Annotated in this window: 14 protein-coding genes and 1 tRNA gene (1 of these 15 only partly in view); 11 read left to right on the top strand and 4 right to left on the bottom strand. The window is 27.1% G+C overall.

The window, feature by feature from the left end; genetic code table 11:
• Positions 1-1,773, bottom strand: partial view of a 30S ribosomal protein S1 gene (gene rpsA, locus H0H40_RS01640; protein WP_185868799.1) — the 5' portion only. 51 nt of this gene lie to the left of the window's left edge; the window shows 1,773 of its 1,824 coding nt (coding positions 1-1,773); it begins with the start codon at positions 1,771-1,773; its stop codon lies beyond the left edge, outside the window.
• Positions 1,774-1,945: 172 nt separating this feature from the next.
• On the opposite strand from rpsA, the gene dnaE reads away from it, so the two are divergent.
• From dnaE to H0H40_RS01585, 11 genes are all read left to right on the top strand, one after another.
• The gene (dnaE, locus tag H0H40_RS01635; protein WP_185868798.1) at positions 1,946-6,262 is read left to right on the top strand and encodes a DNA polymerase III subunit alpha; all 4,317 of its coding nucleotides are present in this window, start codon (positions 1,946-1,948) and stop codon (positions 6,260-6,262) included.
• Between the two features lie 103 nt (positions 6,263-6,365).
• The gene (locus H0H40_RS01630; protein WP_185868797.1) at positions 6,366-8,138 is read left to right on the top strand and encodes an argininosuccinate synthase domain-containing protein; all 1,773 of its coding nucleotides are present in this window, start codon (positions 6,366-6,368) and stop codon (positions 8,136-8,138) included.
• Positions 8,138-9,112, top strand: a complete 975-nt coding sequence (gene argC / locus H0H40_RS01625; protein WP_185868796.1) for an N-acetyl-gamma-glutamyl-phosphate reductase — start codon at positions 8,138-8,140, stop codon at positions 9,110-9,112. Before H0H40_RS01630 ends, argC begins: the two co-directional genes overlap by 1 nt.
• An 11-nt stretch (positions 9,113-9,123) precedes the next feature.
• Positions 9,124-10,275, top strand: a complete 1,152-nt coding sequence (locus H0H40_RS01620) for an aspartate aminotransferase family protein (protein ID WP_185868795.1) — start codon at positions 9,124-9,126, stop codon at positions 10,273-10,275.
• Positions 10,265-11,365, top strand: a complete 1,101-nt coding sequence (gene carA, locus H0H40_RS01615; protein ID WP_185868794.1) for a glutamine-hydrolyzing carbamoyl-phosphate synthase small subunit — start codon at positions 10,265-10,267, stop codon at positions 11,363-11,365. The genes H0H40_RS01620 and carA overlap by 11 nt, the downstream gene beginning before the upstream one ends.
• A 28-nt stretch (positions 11,366-11,393) precedes the next feature.
• Positions 11,394-14,633: a carbamoyl-phosphate synthase (glutamine-hydrolyzing) large subunit gene (gene carB, locus H0H40_RS01610; RefSeq protein ID WP_185868793.1), complete on the top strand. Its 3,240-nt coding sequence runs from the start codon at positions 11,394-11,396 to the stop codon at positions 14,631-14,633.
• Between the two features lie 14 nt (positions 14,634-14,647).
• Positions 14,648-15,604 (top strand): Rossmann-fold NAD(P)-binding domain-containing protein, encoded by a 957-nt coding sequence (locus H0H40_RS01605; protein WP_185869328.1) that lies wholly within the window; start codon positions 14,648-14,650, stop codon positions 15,602-15,604.
• Complete coding sequence (argB, locus tag H0H40_RS01600; RefSeq protein WP_185868792.1) at positions 15,601-16,392, top strand: acetylglutamate kinase; 792 nt, start codon at positions 15,601-15,603, stop codon at positions 16,390-16,392. Before H0H40_RS01605 ends, argB begins: the two co-directional genes overlap by 4 nt.
• A complete protein-coding gene (locus tag H0H40_RS01595) occupies positions 16,383-17,462 on the top strand; it encodes a M20 family metallo-hydrolase (protein WP_185868791.1) in 1,080 nt (359 codons plus the stop codon). The genes argB and H0H40_RS01595 overlap by 10 nt, the downstream gene beginning before the upstream one ends.
• 44 nt (positions 17,463-17,506) lie before the next feature.
• Positions 17,507-17,830, top strand: coding sequence for a thioredoxin (gene trxA / locus H0H40_RS01590; protein WP_185868790.1), 324 nt, complete (start codon positions 17,507-17,509; stop codon positions 17,828-17,830).
• A gap of 10 nt (positions 17,831-17,840) precedes the next feature.
• Positions 17,841-17,914 (top strand) — tRNA-Asp (locus H0H40_RS01585).
• Between the two features lie 16 nt (positions 17,915-17,930).
• On the opposite strand, the gene ribB is transcribed toward H0H40_RS01585, so the two are convergent.
• Genes ribB through H0H40_RS01570 form a run of 3 tightly spaced genes read right to left on the bottom strand, consistent with a single transcriptional unit; the run spans position 17,931 to position 21,686 of the window.
• A complete protein-coding gene (gene ribB, locus H0H40_RS01580) occupies positions 17,931-18,560 on the bottom strand; it encodes a 3,4-dihydroxy-2-butanone-4-phosphate synthase (RefSeq protein WP_185868789.1) in 630 nt (209 codons plus the stop codon).
• A 20-nt stretch (positions 18,561-18,580) separates the two neighbouring features.
• Positions 18,581-19,738: an LptF/LptG family permease gene (locus H0H40_RS01575; protein ID WP_185868788.1), complete on the bottom strand. Its 1,158-nt coding sequence runs from the start codon at positions 19,736-19,738 to the stop codon at positions 18,581-18,583.
• A gap of 34 nt (positions 19,739-19,772) precedes the next feature.
• A complete protein-coding gene (locus H0H40_RS01570; protein WP_185868787.1) occupies positions 19,773-21,686 on the bottom strand; it encodes an FtsK/SpoIIIE family DNA translocase in 1,914 nt (637 codons plus the stop codon).
• Positions 21,687-21,692: the final 6 nt, after the last annotated feature.

The raw sequence follows: 21,692 nt of genomic DNA, 5'->3' as shown, positions 1-21,692 counted from the left end.
TATATCACCAAGAGTAGATCTCTCAAATTTTCTATTTCTTACGACGCGTTGTTCTTTCTTTTTATCTTTATCACGATACACAGATGTATGAGATACTACGATTTTTTTAGTTTCTCTATTAAATTCTATCACCTTAAAATTAGTTTTTTCTCCTTTCTTAAGAGTAGTACCATCTTTCTTTTCTAAAAAACGGAGTGGGGCAAAAACTTCTATTTCTTGATCTTCTATAAATTTAATAAAAGCCCCTTTATCAAATAAGTTTGATACTATTCCAGTATGAATACTTCCTAAATGGTAATTTTTTTCATATTTGTTCCATGGGTTTTCCATTAGTTGTTTATGACCTAAATTGAGCCTCCTTGCTTGAGGATCTAAGGCAAGCACAATTATTTCTAATTTATCATTTATGTTATATAACTCAGAAGGATGTTTTATTCTTTTTGTCCATGAGAGATCATTTGTGTAAATAATACCAGATATTCCTTTTTCTAATTCCAGAAAAACTCCAAAATTTGTAAATTTTTTAATAGTTCCAATATGTTTCGATCCTATAGGATATTTATCTTCTATATTAATCCAAGGATCTTGAGTAAGTTGTTTTACACTTAAAGATATTTTCCTTTCTTTACGGTCTATCGTTAAAATTACAGCTTCTAATTCATCTCCTATTTTCACAAAATCTTGAGTAGATGACAAATCGGTGGACCAAGACATTTCACTAATGTGTAATAAAGCCTCTACCCCAGGAATTATTTCTATAAAAGCTCCATAATCTGCTAAAACAGTAACTTTTCCTTTAACTTTACTACCTACTTTTAAATCTTGATTCAAGGAATTCCAAGGATGAGGTTGCAATTGCTTTAATCCTAATTGTACACGATTTTTATCTTTATCTACTCCTAAAACTACAAATTTTAATTCTTGTTCTAATTGAACAACTTCTGTAGGATGATTGATATGTGGCCAACTCATATCAGTAATATGAAGTAAAGCATCCACACCTCCTAAATCTACGAAAGCACCATAAGGAAGAATATTTTTTATTTTACCTTCTAATACTTGACCCTTATCTAATTTCGATATCATTTCTTTTCTCTGTTCTTCAATATCTCTTTCTATTAAAACTTTATGAGAAACAACAACATTTTTTGTCTTTTTATTAATCTTAACCACTTTAACCTCCATAGTTTTTCCTACATAGACATCATAATCTCGAACAGGCTTAACATTAATGTGTGAACCAGGCAAAAAACATTCAATATCAAATATTTCAACAATTAATCCACCTTTTGTTCTAGCAGCAACATAACCCAATACAACTTCTGATTTTTCATATGCTTCGTTAATCCGTTGCCAATTTCTCAACATTTTTGCCTTCTGATAAGAAAGAATACATTGTCCTTTATAATCCATTTTAACAACCATAACTTCTATCTTACTTCCAGATTGAATAATATTCAAATTTTCTCTAAATTCATTTATAGGAATAGCTCCTTCTGCTTTAAATCCAATATCTACAATAACAGTTTTATCTGAAATGTATGTAACTACTCCTTGATATATCTCTAATTCTTGAATTTTTGGTAAAGTTTTTGTATATATCTCTTCTAAATTTTTTCTTTCTTTTTGTATCTCATTAGTATTCAAATGAGTTTCGTATTTCGTCCAATCGAAACTTTCTATTATTTTTTCCTGATCATTCAATTTTTCATTTTCAGATAAATCAGATAAAGTGGATACTTTTTTCTTTATTTTTTCTGTTTGATTAGACATAATTTTTTATTATTTTTTCACTACTTTTTCTATCCAAAATTCACATAAAATACGGACAGAAAAATTAGAATAGAATATTCTTATTTATTTATTATAAATTTTTTTTACAAAAAAAAACAGATAATACAAAACTAATAATTTTTCAGTAACTTTTTCTACTAATTCAAATAAAATGTACCTTATTGTTGATACAGAGACAACAGGATTACCTATATCCTATAATTTTCCAATTACTCATATAGATAACTGGCCAAGAATTGTGCAATTTTCATGGCAAATTCATGATAATCTAGGATATTTAATAGAATTTAAAAATTTTATTATAAAACCAGATCATTATGATATACCTTTTAATGCTTTTAAAATTCATGGTATAACTAATGATAAAGCAGAAAAATATGGGGTAGATTTGGATTTTGTACTCTGTGAGTTTAGAAATTCTCTTGAAAAATCTCAGTGTTTAATTGGGCATAATCTAGAATTTGACAGAAAAGTTATAGAATGTGAGTTCTTTAGAAAGAAAAGAGAAATTTCTTTCAAAAAGAAGAAAATGTTAGACACTAAAGAGATTTCTGTTTCCTATTGTAAGTTATCGGGGAATAGAAAAAAGTTCAAATGGCCTACATTATCTGAATTATATCAGAAACTTTTTGAAGAAAAAATTCCTAATTTACATAATTCATCAAATGATGTAAAAGCTACAGCCCGTTGCTTTTTGGAGTTATTGCGTATTGGAATAATATCACATAAAGATGTAGGAGCAGAAGAGAATATGATATTGAAATTCAAAAATAAACATTCATGGAAAATACCTTCTGCTATAGTAGATTTTGATCCTTTGTTATATTCATCTTCTTCAGAAGAAGTAAAAAAAAGAGAAAAAATAAACTTAAAAAATGATAAATTAAGAGAAGAATTGAAAAAAAAAAAATATTCTCATATTCATAATCATACTTATTTTTCTATTCTTTATTCTACTATAGATGTACAATCTTTAGTTAATAGAGCTATTCTTTTTGATATGCCAGCTGTAGGAATAACAGATTATGGAAACATGATGGGATCTTTTCATTTTTTAAATGCTATTCATTCTATAAATAAAAAAAATTTTCCTAAAAAATCAATCAAAGGTATTGTTGGATGTGAAGTTTTTCTTTCAGACAATTATTTGCAAAAAAAATTTACAAAAGATGAACCAGATAAACGGTATCAACAAGTTTTTTTGTCTAAAAATAAAAAAGGTTATCACAATTTAGCAAAACTTTGTTCACTTGGTTTTACAGAAGGTATTTATGCTGGAATTCCTAGAGTTGGAAAAAAATTAGTTGAAAAATACAAGGAAAATTTAATTGCTCTTACTGGAGATCTTCATGCAGAAATTCCGTATACTATTCTCAATCATGGAGAAAGAAAAGCAGAAAAAATTTTTTTATGGTGGAAGGAACTTTTTGGAGATGATTTTTATATAGAGTTATTACGTCATGGATTGGAAGAAGAAGATCATGTAAACAATATTTTACTGAAATTTTCGAAAAAATATCATGTAAAATATATTGCACAAAATAATTCTTTTTATTTAGACAAAGATGAAGCAAATGCGCATGATATATTACTTTGTATAAAGAATGCAGAAAAACAATCAACACCTATAGGAAAAGGAAGAGGTTATAGATTTGGTTTTCCTAATCATGAATTTTATTTCAAAGATTCAGAAAAAATGAAAGAAATATTTTATGATATTCCAGAATCTTTTGATTTTTTAGAGGAGTTGGTTAATAAAATTGAGTCTTATCATCTTTCACACAAAATATTGCTTCCAAAATTCCAAATTCCAAAATCTTTTGAAGATCCAATGGATAAAATAGATGGAGGGAATAGAGGACAAAATCATTTTTTAAAAAAAATTACTTATGAAGGTGCTAAAAAACGTTATAAAAATATCACAAAAGAAATTCAAGAAAGAATTTGTTTTGAATTAAAAACAATAGAAAAAATTGGATATCCTGGTTATTTTCTTATTGTTCATAATTTTATTCATCAAGCTAAAAAAATGAACATTTCAGTTGGTCCTGGAAGAGGATCAGTAGCAGGATCCGTTGTTGCTTATTGTATAGAAATAACCGATATAGATCCAATAAAATATCATCTTCTTTTCGAACGATTTTTAAATCCTGATAGAATTTCTTTACCAGATATTGACATTGATTTTGACGATAAAGGACGTGAAAAAATTATTGAATGGGTAGTTCAAAAATATGGAAAGGATCAAGTTGCACAAATCATAACATATGCAACAATGGGAGCAAAATCATCTATAAGAGATACTGGACGTGTACTAGATTTATCTTTAAGAGATACAGATATTTTAGCAAAAATGGTTCCGAATATGCTTTCATTGAAAACTATTTTATCAGAAAATTATCCAATAGGAAAAATTAATCTTAATAAAGAAGAAAAAAATAACATACAAAAACTAAGAAATATAGCTCAAAATAAATATGAATTGAAGGGAAAAGTTTTGCATCAAGCAAAAATTTTGGAAGGGACTATAAGAAGTACGGGAATACATGCTTGCGGTATTATAATAAGTCCCTATAATATTAGAGAATATATTCCTGTTTCTTCTGTATCCAAAGAATCTGATTTATTATTAACTCAATTTGATAATCATGTTGTAGAACATGCTGGATTATTAAAAATGGATTTTCTAGGATTGAAAACTCTTACTATCATTAAAGATGCTATTAATCTCATTAAAAAGAGACGTAAGAACATTACAGAATTTTCATTTCCTCTAGAAGATAAAAAAACTTATTGTCTTTTTCAAAAAGGAGAAACTGTAGCCGTTTTTCAATATGAATCTCCAGGTATGCAAAAATACTTACGTCAGTTAAAACCTGATAAATTTGATGATTTAATAGCAATGAATGCATTGTATAGACCTGGTCCTTTACAATATATTCCTAATTTTATATCTAGAAAACATGGTAAAGAAACAATCACCTATGATCTTCCAGAAATGGAAGAATTTTTGAAAGAAACTTATGGAATAACAATATACCAAGAACAGGTTATGTTAATAGCTCAAAAAATAGCTGGATTTAGTAAAGGAGATGCAGACCTTCTTAGAATAGCTATGGGTAAAAAACAAAAAAATGTTCTCAATAAAATGAGAAATCAATTTATTGAAGAAGCTATGAAAAAAGGATATTCTAAAAATATATTGAAAAAAATATGGAAAGATTGGGAGTATTTTTCTTGTTATGCTTTTAATAAATCTCATGCAACATGTTATGCTTATATTGCTTTTCAAACTGCTTATTTAAAAGCTCATTTTCCATATGAATACATGGCTTCTGTATTAAGCAATAACATGCATAATATTAAACAACTTACTTTTTTTATAGAAGAATGTAAAAAAATCAATATTTCTGTAATTTACCCAGATATCAACGAGAGTGATTCTTTTTTTAAAGTGACTGACTGCAATAGAATTTTGTTTGGTCTTGCAGGGATAAAAGGAGTTGGAGAAAATGCTGTAAATATTATTCTTCAAGAAAGAAATAGAAATGGACCATATACCTCTATTTTTGATATGGTGAAAAGGATTGATTTACGTATAGTGAATAAAAAAATTTTGGAAAATTTGATCCTATCTGGATCTTTAGACTGCTTTTCTATACATAGAGAACAATATTTTCGTATCGGATATAATGATAAATTAAACACTTTGGAGAAAATTATTCGGTTTGGTGCAAAATTTCAAAAAGCAAAAGATAAAAACGTTGAAATTGATAAACCTATTATTGTGGAATGTGATTTATGGAGTAATATATATAAATTATCTAAAGAAAAAGAAGTATTAGGTATTTATGCTTCTGCACATCCTTTAGATGATTATTATTATGAAATAAAGTATTTCACTAATATTTCCTTAGAAAAACTCAATAAAAAGGAATATACGCTTGTTGGAAAAACAATTCATGTATGTGGAATATTATCAAAAATAGAAAAAAAAACATATGTAAAAAGCGGCATAAAATATTGTATTTTCTTTTTGGAAGATTACAATTCTTCTAAAGAGTTTCGAATTTATGGACAACAATATTTTAAATATGAACCCCTTTTATTAAACAATAGTTTATTGTATTTATGTCTTTCTATTGAAAAATCAAAATATAAAGAATATAAAATAAATATTTTGCATATAGAAAATCTGAAAAATGTTCTTAGTAGATTAGTAAATCAGTTGATAGTAAAAATTAATATAAACAATTTAAATAACGCAATTATTAATAATGTAGAAAAATTATTTTATCAACAAATGGGAGATAAGAAATTAAATATTGTTCTTTATGACAAGGAGAATAAAATTTTTCTAAATTTTGAATCTAGAAAATATGGAATTAACATTAATTCAAATTTTTTAAAAAAATTAGAAAAAATAAACGGATTGGATTTTTGTTTGAATTGGAAAAGACTTTATTAAATTTGTATTTATTTACAGTAAAATATATGAAGCATTATTCATACTTCTATCAATCGGTAAAATTCATTTATTTTTTTTCTTACGTGGTTTCTTAATAAAAAAGATGAAAATCAAAGTTAGAGTATCTCATGAAGAGGATACAAAATATGCATCCTTAATTTGTAAAAAAATTCAGGAATCAGCAAAAATACGAGGGACTGGAATTGCAAAAAAGGATCCAGAATATATAAAATCAAAAATGATTCATGGAAATGCAGTCATTGCTTTTTGTGATGAAAAATTAGCGGGATTCAGTTATCTTGATATTTTTCAAAACAAGGAATTTGTCGTGAATTCCGGTCTTATTGTTTTTCCTGAATTTAGAAAACAAGGATTAGCAAAACTTATTAAAGTTAAAATATTCAAACTTTCCAGAGAAAAATTTCCAAATTCTAAAATTTTTAGCATTACAACAAGTAATCCAGTTATTAAAATCAATACAGAATTGGGCTTTAAGCCTGTTTCTTTTAGTGAATTGACTCAATCAGAAGAATTTTGGAAAGGATGCAAAAGTTGTGCAAACTTTGATATATTAACTAGAAATCAAAGAAAAATGTGTTTATGCACAGGTCTTTTATATAATCCATATACAAATACAAAAAAGATAAACAAGAAAAATAATTATTTTTCTTGTTTATCTTATGGAGATAAGATTGTTTTAGCTTATAGTGGAGGATTAGATACATCTTATTGTTTAAGATATCTTATTCAACAAAAATATGAAGTTCATACAGTTATTATCAATACAGGAGGATTCAAAAAAAATGAGTTAGAAAAAATTGAAGAAAGAGCTATAAGTATAGGATCTAAATCTCACAAAACAATTGATGCCATAGAAGAATACTATCAGAATTGTATAAAATATCTTATATTCGGAAATATTCTTAAGAATAATACTTATCCACTTTCAGTAAGTTCAGAAAGGATTTTCCAGGCTATTAAAATAGCACAGTATGCAACTTTTATTCAATCAAAAGCAATAGCTCATGGAAGTACAGGGGCTGGAAATGATCAAATTAGATTTGATATTGCATTTCAAATTGTTTGTCCAGAAAAAATAACCTTATCTCCTATAAGAGATATGAAAGTTTCTAGAGAAGAAGAGATAGAATATTTGAAAAATCAAGGAATATCTATTTGTTGGGATCAAGCAAAATACTCTATAAACAAAGGTATTTGGGGAACTAGTATAGGAGGAAAGGAAACTCTTACTTCTTATCACGATTTTCCAGAAGAGGCTTATCCAACAAAATTGAGTAGAAAAAAAAGTGAAAATTTAGAACTAGAATTTGAAAAAGGAGAAATAGTTAGTGTTAATAAAGAAAAAGGTACAGCTATAAAAAATATAATAAATATCGAAAAAATAGCTTCAAAATTTGCTATAGGAAGAGGAATTCATATAGGGGATACGATTTTAGGAATCAAGGGAAGAGTTGCATTTGAAGCTTCAGCAGCAATCATTATTATAAAAGCTCATCATCTATTGGAGAAACATATTCTCACTAAATGGCAACTTTATTGGAAAGAGCAACTTTCTAATTGGTATGGCATGTTACTTCACGAAGCTCAATATTTAGATCCTGTAATGCGTGATATAGAAAAATTTTTAAAGAGTACACAAGAAAGATTAACAGGAACTGTATATATAATTCTTTATCCTTATAGATTTCATTTAGTAGGGATTAAATCAAAGTTCGATTTAATGGCGTCTTCTAACATAGCTCAGTATGGAGAAATGAATTATGCTTGGACTGCAGAAGATGTAAAGGGTTTTACAAAAATTTTGAGTAATCAAATGAAAATGTATCATAATTTAAAAAAAATAAAATTAAAATAATGATTGAAATAGGTATTATTGGAGGAAGTGGATATACTGCTGGAGAATTAATAAGACTGATGATCCATCATCCGAAAACTAGAATAAAAAGTGTGGTTAGTAGAAGTAACTCAGGTAAATTGATTCATTTGGTTCATCAAGATTTATTAGGAGAAACAAATAATATGAAATTTACTCGTAATTTAACTCAAAATGTTGATGTCGTATTTCTTTGTTCTGAACATGGACAATCTAGAAAAGAATTGAATAATATATCGGAAATAACAAAAATTATTGATTTAAGTCAAGATTTCAGACTCACAAATCAATCTTCTTTTGAAAAAAGAAATTTTGTATACGGATTACCAGAATTACAAAAAGAAAAAATACAAGAATCTAATAATATAGCAAATCCTGGATGTTTTGCTACAGCTATTCTTTTATCTATTTTGCCATTAGCTAAAAATCAATTATTAAAAAATAATATTCATATTAGTGCTATAACTGGTTCTACAGGATCCGGAAGAAAACATAGTGATACTAACCATTTTAGTTGGAGAAATAACAATATTTCTGCTTATAAAATTTTTCAACATCAACATTTACAAGAAATTGAACAAACTATCCACAAAGTACAAAATAATTTTTGTTATAAAGTTTATTTCGTTCCTTATAGAGGAAATTTCTCAAGAGGAATTATAACCACTTTATATACTTCTTCTTCTTTTTCTTTAGAAAAGAATAGAGAAATATATAAAGAATATTATAAAAATCATCCATTTGTAAATATTTCTGATATTAATATCGATATTAAACAAGTGATAAATACTAATAAATGTATTTTATATCTTCTTAAAGAGAAGGATCAATTGATTGTTATCAGTATTATAGATAATTTGATAAAAGGAGCTTCAGGTCAAGCTATACAAAATATGAATCTTATGTTTCATCTAGATGAAAATTGTGGTTTAAAACTAAAATCCGTTCGTTTTTAATAAAAAATGATATGAAATTATTTGACGTTTATCCTGTTCTAAATATAGAATTAAACAAAAGCAAAGGATCTTATCTTTTTGATGTGAATGGGAACATGTATTTGGATTTTTATGGAGGACATGCAGTAGTTTCTATTGGTCATTCGCATCCATATTACGTGGAAGCCTTGACTGAACAAATTAATAAAATATCTTATTATTCTAATAGTGTTTTTATTTCACAAAAAAACAAATTAGCTAATCTTATTGGAAGTATTTCAGGATATGAAGATTATTCCTTATTTATATGTAACTCAGGTACAGAATCTAATGAAAATGCATTGAAAATAGCTTCTTTTTATACAGGGAAAAAAAAGATAATAGCGTTTAAAGGTTCTTTTCATGGAAGAACAAGCGGTAGTGTCTCTGTTACAGATAACTATAAAATAGTTTCTCCTTTTAATGCTCTACATGAAACTATATTTTTAGATTATCAGGATTTTGATTTGTTAGAAGAAAAATTAAAGAAAAAAAATATTTGTGCTTTAATTACTGAAGGTATACAAGGAATATCTGGGATTATAGATCCAGGATTAGATTTTTTTTGCAAGGCTGCAGATCTTTGCAAAAGATATGATACAATACTAATTATTGACGAAGTACAAAGTGGATATGGTAGAACAGGATCTTTTTTTTCTCACCAATTATATCCTATACAACCAGATTTAATTACTATAGCTAAGGGAATGGGAAATGGATTTCCTATAGGAGGTGTACTAATTCATCCTAAATTTAAACCATATCATGGTATGTTAGGAACTACTTTTGGAGGAAATCATTTAGCTTGTACAGCTGGAATTGCTGTATTGGAAATTATTAAAAAAGAAAATTTAATCGAAAATGCAAGAAAAATGGGAAAAATATTGTTAAAAAAGTTGAAGCTTATTCCTGAAATTAAAGAAATAAGAGGTAGGGGTCTTATGCTAGGGTTAGAATTTAATTTTCCTATTCAGGATTTGAAAAATATTTTAATTTACAAAGAAAAAGTATTTATTGGAACATCTAATAATCCATATGTTTTACGATTACTACCTCCTATGAATATTAATGTAGATCATATAAAATTATTCCTTACAAAATTAAGGAATGCCTTAGCATATCTATACAAAAAAAATGGAAAGTAATAAAAAAATAAAGAAAGCTATCCTTATGTTAGAAGATGGAACAAGATATGATTCTTATCATTTTGGAGCTTCAATATCTTCTTCCGGAGAGGTTGTATTTAATACCGCAATGACTGGTTATACAGAAAGTATGACAGATCCTTCTTACAAAGGTCAAATTCTTACTTATACTTATCCTATGATAGGAAACTATGGTATTCCATCTTCTTCTTATTGTAAAGAATCTATTTCTGAATTTTATGAATCCGATAAAATTCAAGTATCTGGACTTATTGTTTCTTATTATTCTAACCGTCCGTATCATTGGAATATGAATTTATCACTATCTGATTGGTTATCTAGAAATGGAGTTCCTGGATTATATGGTATAGATACTAGATCTATAGCAAAAAAACTTAGAAAAAATGGTGGATCTATGTTAGGAAAAATTTTAATAGAAAATGAAGATATTCCATTTTATGATCCTAATCTGGAAAACCTGTCTGAAAAAGTATCTATTCGTGAAAAAATAACATATGGAAATGGACAATACAAAATATTACTTGTAGACTTTGGATTAAAAAATAATATTTTACGTTGTCTCTTGCAAAGAGATTGTACCATTATAAGGGTTCCATGGGATTATGATTTTACGAACGAAGAATATGATGGATTAGTTCTTTCCAATGGACCTGGAAATCCAAAGATTTATGAAAAACCTATACATTATATTCGTTTAGTTCTGAAAAATGAACGACCTATATTTGGTATATGTTTGGGGAATCAACTTTTGGGGATTGCAGCAGGAGGAGATACTTCTAAATTAAAATTTTCTCATAGAAGTCATAATCAACCGGTTATATCATTAAAAACAGGAAAAAGTTTTATTACATCACAGAATCATGGATATGTTTTGGATTCGGAAAATCTTCCGAAAGAATGGAAAATATTTTTTAAAAATTTAAATGATGATACTTGCGAAGGAATAATCCATGATTATAAACCTTTTTTTTCTGTACAGTTTCATCCAGAAGCTTCAAGTGGTCCTACGGATACAGAATTTTTATTCGATTTTTTTATCAATTCAATTGTTAATAAAAGCAATAAATAATTAATTTTAAGAATCTTCCAAAATTAGTATGAAAATAGACAAAGTACTTATCCTGGGATCAGGTGCATTAAAAATAGGAGAAGCTGGTGAATTTGATTATTCTGGAACACAAGCATTAAAAGCTCTTAAAGAGGAGGGTGTTTATACTATATTGATTAATCCGAATATTGCCACAGTTCAAACATCAAAAGAAATTGCTGATAAAGTTTATTTTCTTCCTTTGACTTTATTTTTTATTAAAAATGTTATAGATAAAGAAAAACCAAAAGGAATTCTATTGTCTTTTGGTGGACAAACTGCATTGAATTGTGGAATTCAGCTGTTTCGAGAAGGAATCATAGAAAAATACAATATTCAAGTTTTAGGTACACCTATTGAATCTATTATTCACAGTGAAGATAGAAATTTATTTAAAAATAGGTTGACTAAGATTAACATAAAAACAGCAAAAAGTTTTGTGGTTCATTCCATAGATGATGCTATTTATTATTCTTTGGAAATAGGATTTCCAATTATTATTAGGTCTGCTTATACACTTGGAGGATTGGGAAGTGGTTTCGCGAAAAATATTAATGATTTAAAAAAAATAGTAAGTAGAGCTTTTTCTTATTCTTCTCAAATTGTAGTAGAAGAATCTTTAGAGGGATGGAAAGAAGTTGAATACGAAATAGTGAGAGATAAATATGATAATTGTATTTCTGTATGTAATATGGAAAATTTTGATCCTATAGGAATTCATACAGGAGAAAGTATTGTAGTAGCACCGTCACAAACTTTAACAAATTCTGAATATTATAATTTAAGAAAAATAGCAATATATATTGCTAGAAATTTTTATATAGTTGGGGAATGCAATGTTCAATTTGCATTAGATCCTAATTCAGAAGACTATCGTGTTATTGAAGTTAATGCACGTCTTTCTCGTTCCAGTGCTCTTGCTTCAAAAGCAACGGGTTATCCCTTGGCTTTTGTAGCGGCAAAATTATCTTTAGGATACGGATTACATGAATTAAAGAATTCTGTTACTAAAAATACTTCTGCTTTTTTTGAACCAGCGTTGGATTACGTGGTATGCAAAATACCTAGATGGGACCTTAAAAAATTTTATGGTGTTTCTAATAGAATTGGAAGTAGCATGAAAAGTGTAGGGGAAGTAATGGCTATTGGAGGATCTTTTGAAGAAGCTCTACAAAAAGGAATTAGAATGCTAGATATAGGTAAACAAGGGTTCATAAACATGAAGAAAAAAAAATTAGTATCTAATCATTTATTGAGAGAATCTCTTAAAGAACCTACAGACCAAAGAATATTCTTTTTAGAAGAAGCTTTAGAAAAAGGTTTTTCTGTGAAAGAAATACATGATTTAACAAAAATTGATCCATGGTTTCTATTTCAACTTGATAACATTTTTCAAACGAAAAAAAAGATAGATAGTTGTGATAATTGGAGAGATATTCCATACGAATTGTTACGAAAAGCAAAAAAAGAAGGTTTTTCTGATATGCAAATAGCTATTATTTTTTTTAACAAAAAAAATAATCAACATGAGTACAACCGTATTTATCATTTAGAACAAAAAATAAGAGAATATAGAAAAGAAAAAGATATAGTTCCATATGTTAGGAAAATTGATACTTTAGCTTCTGAATATCCAGCGTATACAAATTATTTGTATTTGACATATCACGCTATTCAACATGATATTCTTTATGAGGAAGATGAAAGATCTGTCATTACACTAGGATCTGGTGTTTATAGAATTGGAAGTAGTGTAGAATTTGATTGGTGTTGTGTAAATGCATTGAATACTATTAGGAAAGAATCTTATAGATCAATAATGATTAATTATAATCCTGAAACTGTCAGTACTGATTTTGATGTATGTGATAGATTATATTTTGAAGAGCTAACTGTAGAACGAGTATTGGATATTATTGAACTGGAAAAACCAAAAGGAACAATTGTTTCCATGGGGGGGCAAATTCCTAATAATTTGGTTCTAAAACTTTTTGAAAAAAAAGTAAAAATTTTGGGAACCTCTCCTATTTCCATAGACAAAGTAGAAAATAGATATAAATTTTCTAATGCTATGGATGATTTAAAAATTGAACAACCTAGATGGAAAGAATTATCCGATTTGGATACGATTTATCAATTTGTTAGAGAAGTGGATTTTCCTATCTTAGTGAGACCTTCATATGTTCTTTCTGGGGAAGAAATGAATATTTTTTCGAATCAAGAAGAATTGCAACATTATCTTAATAAAAAGATATCAATATCTCCTGAGCATCCATTAATTATTACAGAATTTATTAAAGATGCAAAAGAAATTGAATTAGATGCTGTTTCTCAGCATGGAGAAATTTTATATTACGCTATATCGGAACACGTAGAATTTGCAGGAGTTCATTCAGGAGATGCTACTTTGGTGTATCCCCCACATAATCTCTATTTGTCAACATTGAAAGATATCATTTCTATATCTAGAAAAATATCCAAATATTTTAATATATCTGGTCCTTTTAATATTCAATTTTTATCTAAAGACAATAAAATAAAAGTAATTGAATGTAATTTAAGAGCATCTAGAAGTTTTCCTTTTGTATCAAAAGTATCTCATTTCAATATGATTGAATTAGCTACTCAAGTTATTCTTGGAAAGAAGAAAAATAAAATGGAACCTAATTTTTTTATTACAAATTTTTTAGGAGTGAAGGCTTCTCAATTTTCTTTTTCTAGGTTGCAAGATGCAGATCCTATTTTAGGAGTGGATATGTCTTCAACAGGAGAAGTGGGATGTTTAGGAAATACTTTTGATGAAGCTCTTCTGAAATCAATGATTTCCGTTGGGTATACCATTCCAAAAAAAAATATATTGATATCTGGAGGTCCTATTGGATCAAAATTGGACCTTTTAGAAGTAATCAAATTGTTACATAAAAAAGGATATGTGTTATTTGCTACAGAAGGCACAAATAATTTTTTACAAAAAAATGAAATTCCCTCTATAAGAGTTCATTGGCCAAATGAAAAAAAATATTCAAATGTTATTGAATTGATAAAAAATAGAAAATTGGATCTTATTATTAATATTCCAAAAAATTTGAGTAAATCAGAATTAGATAATGATTATGCTATAAGACGTTCTGCAGTTGATTTTAATATACCTCTTCTGACCAATGCGCGTCTAGCAAAAGCTTTTATACAAGCATTTTGTAATTTATCTATGGAACAATTATTTATAAAAGCTTGGAATGAATATAAATGAAAATGAAAAAGTTTATGAGAAAATTTTTTAGTGTAGAAGATGTTATAAATGTATATGATCTTCTTAAAGAAGCTCTTTTTTTAAAAAAAAATCCATATGAATTTAAACATGTTGGAAAAAATAAAACAATTGGATTGGTTTTTTTTAATCCTAGTTTACGAACAAGAATTAGTTGTCAAAAAGCAGCTTTTAATTTAGGATGTAATACTTGGGTACTAGATATCCATAAAGATTCTTGGAAAATTGAAATGAATGATGGAAGTGTAATGAAAATGACACAAGAACATCTGAAAGAAGCGATCTCTGTTATGAGCATATATTGTGATATTCTTGCAGTTAGGATTTTTCCTAATTTATCAAATCAAGATTTTGATTACAAAGAAGTAATTTTTAATAAGATATTGGAATATTCTCGAATTCCAGTAGTCAATATGGAAAGTGCAACTTTGCATCCTTTACAGTCTTTAGCAGACGTAATGACTATTGCAGAATTTACATCTTTTTTTAAAAAAAGATGTAAAGTTGTTCTAAGTTGGACCCCTCATATTAATCCATTGCCTCATTCCGTGGCGAATTCTTTTTCTCAATGGATATCAAAAATAGATGAAATTGATTTTACTATTGCGTGTCCTAAAAAATATAATCTTCATAATAAATTTTCTAATGGAGTTTTTATAACACATAATCAAAATGAAGCATTTATGAATGCAGATTTTATTTATGCCAAAAATTGGAGTAGTTATTTAGATTATGGAAAAATACTCTGTACCAGTTCTGACTGGATGATTACTGTAAATAAAATGAAACTAACCAATCGTGCTAAATTTATGCACTGTTTACCTGTTAGAAGAAATGTTGTAGTGGAAGATGCTGTTTTAGATAGCGAAGATTCTATAGTATTGCAACAAGCAGAAAATAGAATTTATGCTTCACAAATAATTTTTTTAAAAATTCTAGAGTCTTTATCATGAAAATCCATGTAGTAAAAATTGGAGGTCATTTAATTAATGATCCAGAGATTCTTAATTCTTCTTTGAAAGATTTTTGTAGTAAACTGCAAGGATATAAAGTATTGATTCATGGAGGAGGAAGAAAAGCAGATCTTGTTTCAAATAAAATGGGAATTTGTCAAAAAATTTTACAAGGGAGAAGGATAACCGATAAAGAAACTTTAGATATCGTTGTTATGACTTATGCCGGAATGATTAATAAAAATATTGTAGCTCGTTTACAATCTCATAACTGTAATGCTTTTGGTTTATGTGGAGCAGATGGAAACTGCATTAAATCGTATATACGAAAAAAAACAGATATTGATTATGGATATGTAGGAGATATTGATATCCATAGAAAAAGTGTTAATACACGTTTCATTCAATTTTTATTGAAAAATAATATCATTCCTGTATTTTGTTCCATTACTCATGATGGAACAGGTAATTTACTCAATACAAATGCAGACACAATTGCGTCTTACATAGCTGTATCCTTAAAAAAGGAAAAGGATTGTCAGATAGAATTACATTTTTGTTTTGAAAAAAAAGGAGTTTTACGAGATATAAAAGATCCAGAATCTTTTTATAAAAAAATAAGTTTTAATTCATTTCAAAAAATGAAAAAAAATCATACCATAAAAGATGGTATGATCCCTAAATTAGAAAATGCTTTTTTTGCATTAAAAAATGGAGTGACTAAGGTCAGTATAGGTTTACCTAAATATTTAAATGATGTTAATAATAAGACTATTATATGTCTATAGTCAATTTGAAAATATTAAAAAAAGAAGCTGTTCAGCTTATTATAAAACTAATCAATACACCTTCTATATCAAAACAAGAAAATAAAGTATCTTTTCTTATAGAAGATTATCTTCGTAAATATGGATTTCATGTAAGGAGAAAATTTAATAATATATGGACTGAAAATGATAATTTTTTAAAAAAAGAGAACATACGAACCATATTATTAAATTCTCATCATGATACGGTTAAACCAGGGAAAAATTGGGAAACAAATCCTTTTTCCGCTAAAAAAAATGGAGATAAACTAATAGGATTAGGAAGTAATGATGCTGGAGCTTCTGTTGTATCATTAATATCTACTTTTATATATTTAAGTAATTTATCTGAATTACCTTACAGATTGGTTCTTTCAATTACTGCAGAAGAAGAAATATCTGGTTCTTTTGGAATTAGAGCAATTCTTTCTGAATTGGGAAAGATAGACTTAGGAATTGTAGGAGAACCAACACAGATGCAAGTAGCTATTGCTGAAAAAGGATTAATGATATTAGATTGTATAGCCAAAGGAAAAACAGGACATTCTGCAAGAAATATAGGAATAAATGCTATTTATGTAGCGACAAGAGATATAGAAAATTTGAGAAATATCTTTTTTGATAGAAGATCAAAATTATTAGGTTATACTACCTTAAATGTTACTCAAATACAAGGAGGAATACAACATAATGTTATACCTGATTTTTGTTCTTTTATTGTAGATATTAGAACTAATGAGTTATATAAAAATGAAGAATTAATTGAAATTATACAAAAAATTATTCAATCTAAAATAAAACCTCGTTCTTATCATTTAAATTCTTCTTTTATAGATCCTATGCATCCTATTGTTTCAAAAGCTAAATTAATGGGAATAAAAACTTATGGATCTCCTACACTTTCTGATCAAAGCATTATGCCTTTTCCTACAATTAAAATGGGAGTTGGAGATAGTATCCGTTCTCATACTCCTAATGAGTATATTCTTATTTCAGAAATCATGGAAGGAATAGATATTTATATCTGTTTGTTAAAAGACTTTTCCTTTTGAATTTGAAACAAAAAAGGTACATTTGTTTAATAAAAGAGAAAAATATGTTACAAGAAATAAACGATGATAATTTTGAAAAATTGGTCAATAAATCGGATAAACCTGTATTAGTCGATTTCTGGGCACCGTGGTGTGCTCCATGTCGATCTTTATCTATTTTATTAGAAGAAATATTTTCTGAATATCAGAATAAAGCATTTTTTTTTAAGTTAAATGTGGATAATAATCCAAAAAATTCTTCTAAACATGGAATACGAAGCATTCCCACTATGATTTTTTTTAAAAATGGAGAAAAAAAGGATGTGCATATTGGAATTGCCTCTAAAGAGGAAATTAGAAAAAAATTAGATGCTTTAATTATTCAATAATTTTTTTATGGGTCTGGTAGTTCAGTTGGTTAGAATACATGCCTGTCACGCATGGGGTCGCGGGTTCAAATCCCGTCCAGACCGCATTAATCTTTTACGTTTAGTTTTTGTTTATTTTATATTTTATAATATCTTCTATGGATATAATTTTCATATGGAATTTCTTAGCGATATATATCAATTGTGGTAAACGAGCCATAGATCCATTTTTATTCAGTATTTCTACAACAACACCTCCAGGTGTACATCCAGCCATTTTAGTTATATCGATAGCAGCTTCTGTGTGTCCAGGCCTTTCTAATAGACCTCCTTTTTTTGCTCGAAGAGGAAAAATGTGACCTGGCCTATTAAATTCTTCTGGGTTTACTTTGCTGACTAAGGCATGAATAGTTTTTGCTCTATCTGAAACGGAAATTCCAGTGCTAACACCATAACCTCGTAAATCAACGGATACTGTGAAAGCAGTTCTTCTAGGATCTGTATTATTTTCGACCATCATTTGAAGTTTTAGTTGATTACATTTTTCTTCTGTTAATGGGACACAAACAAGTCCTCTTCCATGAGTAATGAGAAAATTTACAATCTTAGGAGTTATTTTTTCAGCCGCCACTATAAAATCTCCTTCATTTTCACGATTTTTGTCATCTACCACAATAATAATTTTTCCATTTTTGATATCCTGTATGGATTCTTCAATACTATCGAAATTTAGATTCGAACCAAAAACCATAATATTTTGTTTTTTTTGTTTTATTTTTGAATATAAAAATCATCCATTACAGTTTTATAAGTCATCCATATACTTACTGGGAAAAAAATGAAATTTGGAATCCATGCACCTATCCATGGACATATTTCATTTTTTTCTACTTTATTTTGACTAATAGTCAGCAAAGTATAATAAATGATGAATATAATAATAGCCACAATAGTAGGATAACTTATTCCTCCTTTTCTAATAATAGCACCTAGTGGAGCCCCAGTTAAAAACATTATAATGCATGTTACTGGAAATGTAAATTTTTTTTGTAATTCTAATTGCAACTTGATTAAAGTATGGATATTTTCTTTCTTACGAAAAGAATTTTTTTGTTTTAGATAGTTAATTTTTTTAATTAAATCATGTGTATTATAAGAGTCGTAGTCATCTAAATTTTTGATTCCTTCATAATCATAGGAAGGAATTTTAAAGTTTTGAATTAAAGTATCAAATCGTACAATTTGATAAGAAGATTCTCCCTTAGTTTCATTTGTGTTTTCACTATATAAAATACCATTCATTAATTTAAATTGAATATATTCAGATCTATATTTATTTGGAATGAAAAATCCTTTCTTAGAAAGGATAGTATTTACAAGTGAATTTTTATCATAAAAAAAAATAAATATATTATGCAGTTCCTGATTATTTTCCGATTTTCTATCTATTTTCACAAAAAAATCTGGGAATAAATTTACAAAAATTCCTTCTTTTAATTTGAAAGAGGGATTAGCCAATAAAATTTGATATCCTAATTTTTTAGCTCGTATTTTCGCTATTGGTATTGCTAAATCAGAAAAAAAATATAATGCAATAGAAAAAAGAAAAGTTATACATAAAATAGGTTTCATGATACGAAAAAAAGATATTCCAGAAGATTTTACGGCAATAAGTTCTTGATTTTCTGAAAAATTACCATATGTTATGATAGAACTTAATAATAATGATATAGGAGCTACCAATGGAATAATAGATATACCAAAGTAAAATATAAATTTTATTATTATTAAAATATGAATGTTTTTACCAGATAATTCATCTATTTGACTCCAAAAAAATTGAATCAGAAAAACAATAAATATTGTGAAAAAAATAATGAAAAAAGGTGCTATAAATAAACGAATCATATATAGATCAATTTTTTTCATATCATTTCATTATAATAATGAACTGAACTTGAATTCAGTCAGGTTCTGGCAAAAAGAAATATTCGTTTTTTTTCCCATCATCTTTATAAAAATTAACAATTTTTTTAATATCTGATAAATTGATGAAGGGACATTGTAATCGTATCAATTCATTTCTATTAGAAAATAGAAGATCTCCTTTTCCTATCAATTGTTCTGCTCCAGTACAATCTAATATAGTTCTAGAATCTATTTTAGAACTTACTCTAAATGCAATTCTTGCAGGAAAATTTGATTTAATTAATCCAGTAATTACATCAACTGATGGTCGTTGTGTTGCTATAATTAAATGAATGCCGACAGCACGAGCAATTTGTGCTAATCGAGTTATATACGTTTCTATTTTTTTATTTTTACGAAAAGAAAAACTTAAGTCTGCAAATTCATCGATAATTAGTATAATATAAGGTAAATGATGTCTTTTATTTCCCCTTGCGTTGTATTCTTGAATATTTCTAACCTTATTTTTTTCCAAAATAGCATATCTTTTATCCATTTCTTTACACAAAGAATTCAATATGTTTTTTACTTTATGTAATTCTGTGATGATTGGTTCTCTAGAATTAGGAGTAGTAGCAAAATAAGACTTTGATATTCTTTTATATATAGATAATTCTACTTTTTTTGGATCAATTAAAACAAATTTGATAGATTCTGGATCTTTTTTATATAATAAAAAAATAATCATGACATTTAATCCTACAGATTTTCCTTGCCCAGTTGATCCTGCTATAAGTAAATGAGGCATTTTAGCTAAATCTATAAGAAAAATTTTATTAAATATAGTTTTACCTAAAGGAATAGGGAGCTCCATTTCATGACTTTTTTTATTACTCTCTTCTGAGAAAAGAATATCTTTCATATAAACAGTATGAGGATTATGATTTGGAATTTCTATTCCAATGGATCCTTTTCCAGGCATTGGAGCTATAATTCTTATGGATAGAGCAGATAGATTTAGAGCTATCTCATTTTTCAAATTCTTTATTTTGGATATACGTGTTCCTACCTTAGGGTATATTTCATATAAAATAATAGTAGGTCCTGTAATGGCTTTTATTTTACATATTTCTATTTTATAATAGTTTAGTACTTGAATTATTTTTTTTTTATTAGAATTTAATTCTATATTATTCACTGATATGGAAGAAAAATCTTCTTGAGAAGAAAGAACAGAATACAAAACATTTTTATCTTTTTTATCTTTATTAGAATTAGTAGAATTAGTAGAATTAGTAGAATTAGTAGAATTAGTAGAATTAGTAGAATTAGTACTAGATTCATCTTCACTAGTTATTATTGATCGAAATAAATTGTACAATTTGAAAATTATATCTATATCTATTTTTTCATAATATTGTATTTTTTGTTGTATTCCATTTTGATTCGTAATACGAAAAATGATGATAAAATAAAAAATAATGCTCGTAAAAAGAAGTATATATGATCCTATTTTACCAAATAAATGAATCAGTAAATTTCCTATTTCAAATCCAAAAACTCCACTAAGTATTCCTTGATAAGGAATAACGATACAAAAAGCTATCGGAATATATATGCTGAAAAATATAAACTTATATATTATTGATTTGTAAAAATTATTCAATAGTTTTTTTTTGAAAATAATTTTTAATCCAGTGATGAATAATATGATAGGGATGAAAAAAGCACTAATTCCTATTCCATTGTAAATGAAAAAGTGAGAAACAACAGCTCCCATTTTACCAAGCAAATTTTCTGTTATGATTTCTTTATCGAAAAATTTATATAATTGGCTTTGATCGTTTTTCCAATGAAAAAAGAAAGAAAAAAAACTTAATAACAAAAAAAGGCTGCTCATCAATAAAAAAAATCCTAAAAAAATTCTAGTAGTTTTATTTTCTTTTTTTTTTGAAATATTTTTTTGCATTTTGTT

The organism is Blattabacterium cuenoti, from assembly GCF_014252295.1.
Taxonomy (GTDB): Bacteria; Bacteroidota; Bacteroidia; order Flavobacteriales; family Blattabacteriaceae; genus Blattabacterium; species Blattabacterium cuenoti_V.
Note: the sequence above shows the minus strand (reverse complement) of the source record. Positions and strands in the feature narration are given on the sequence as shown.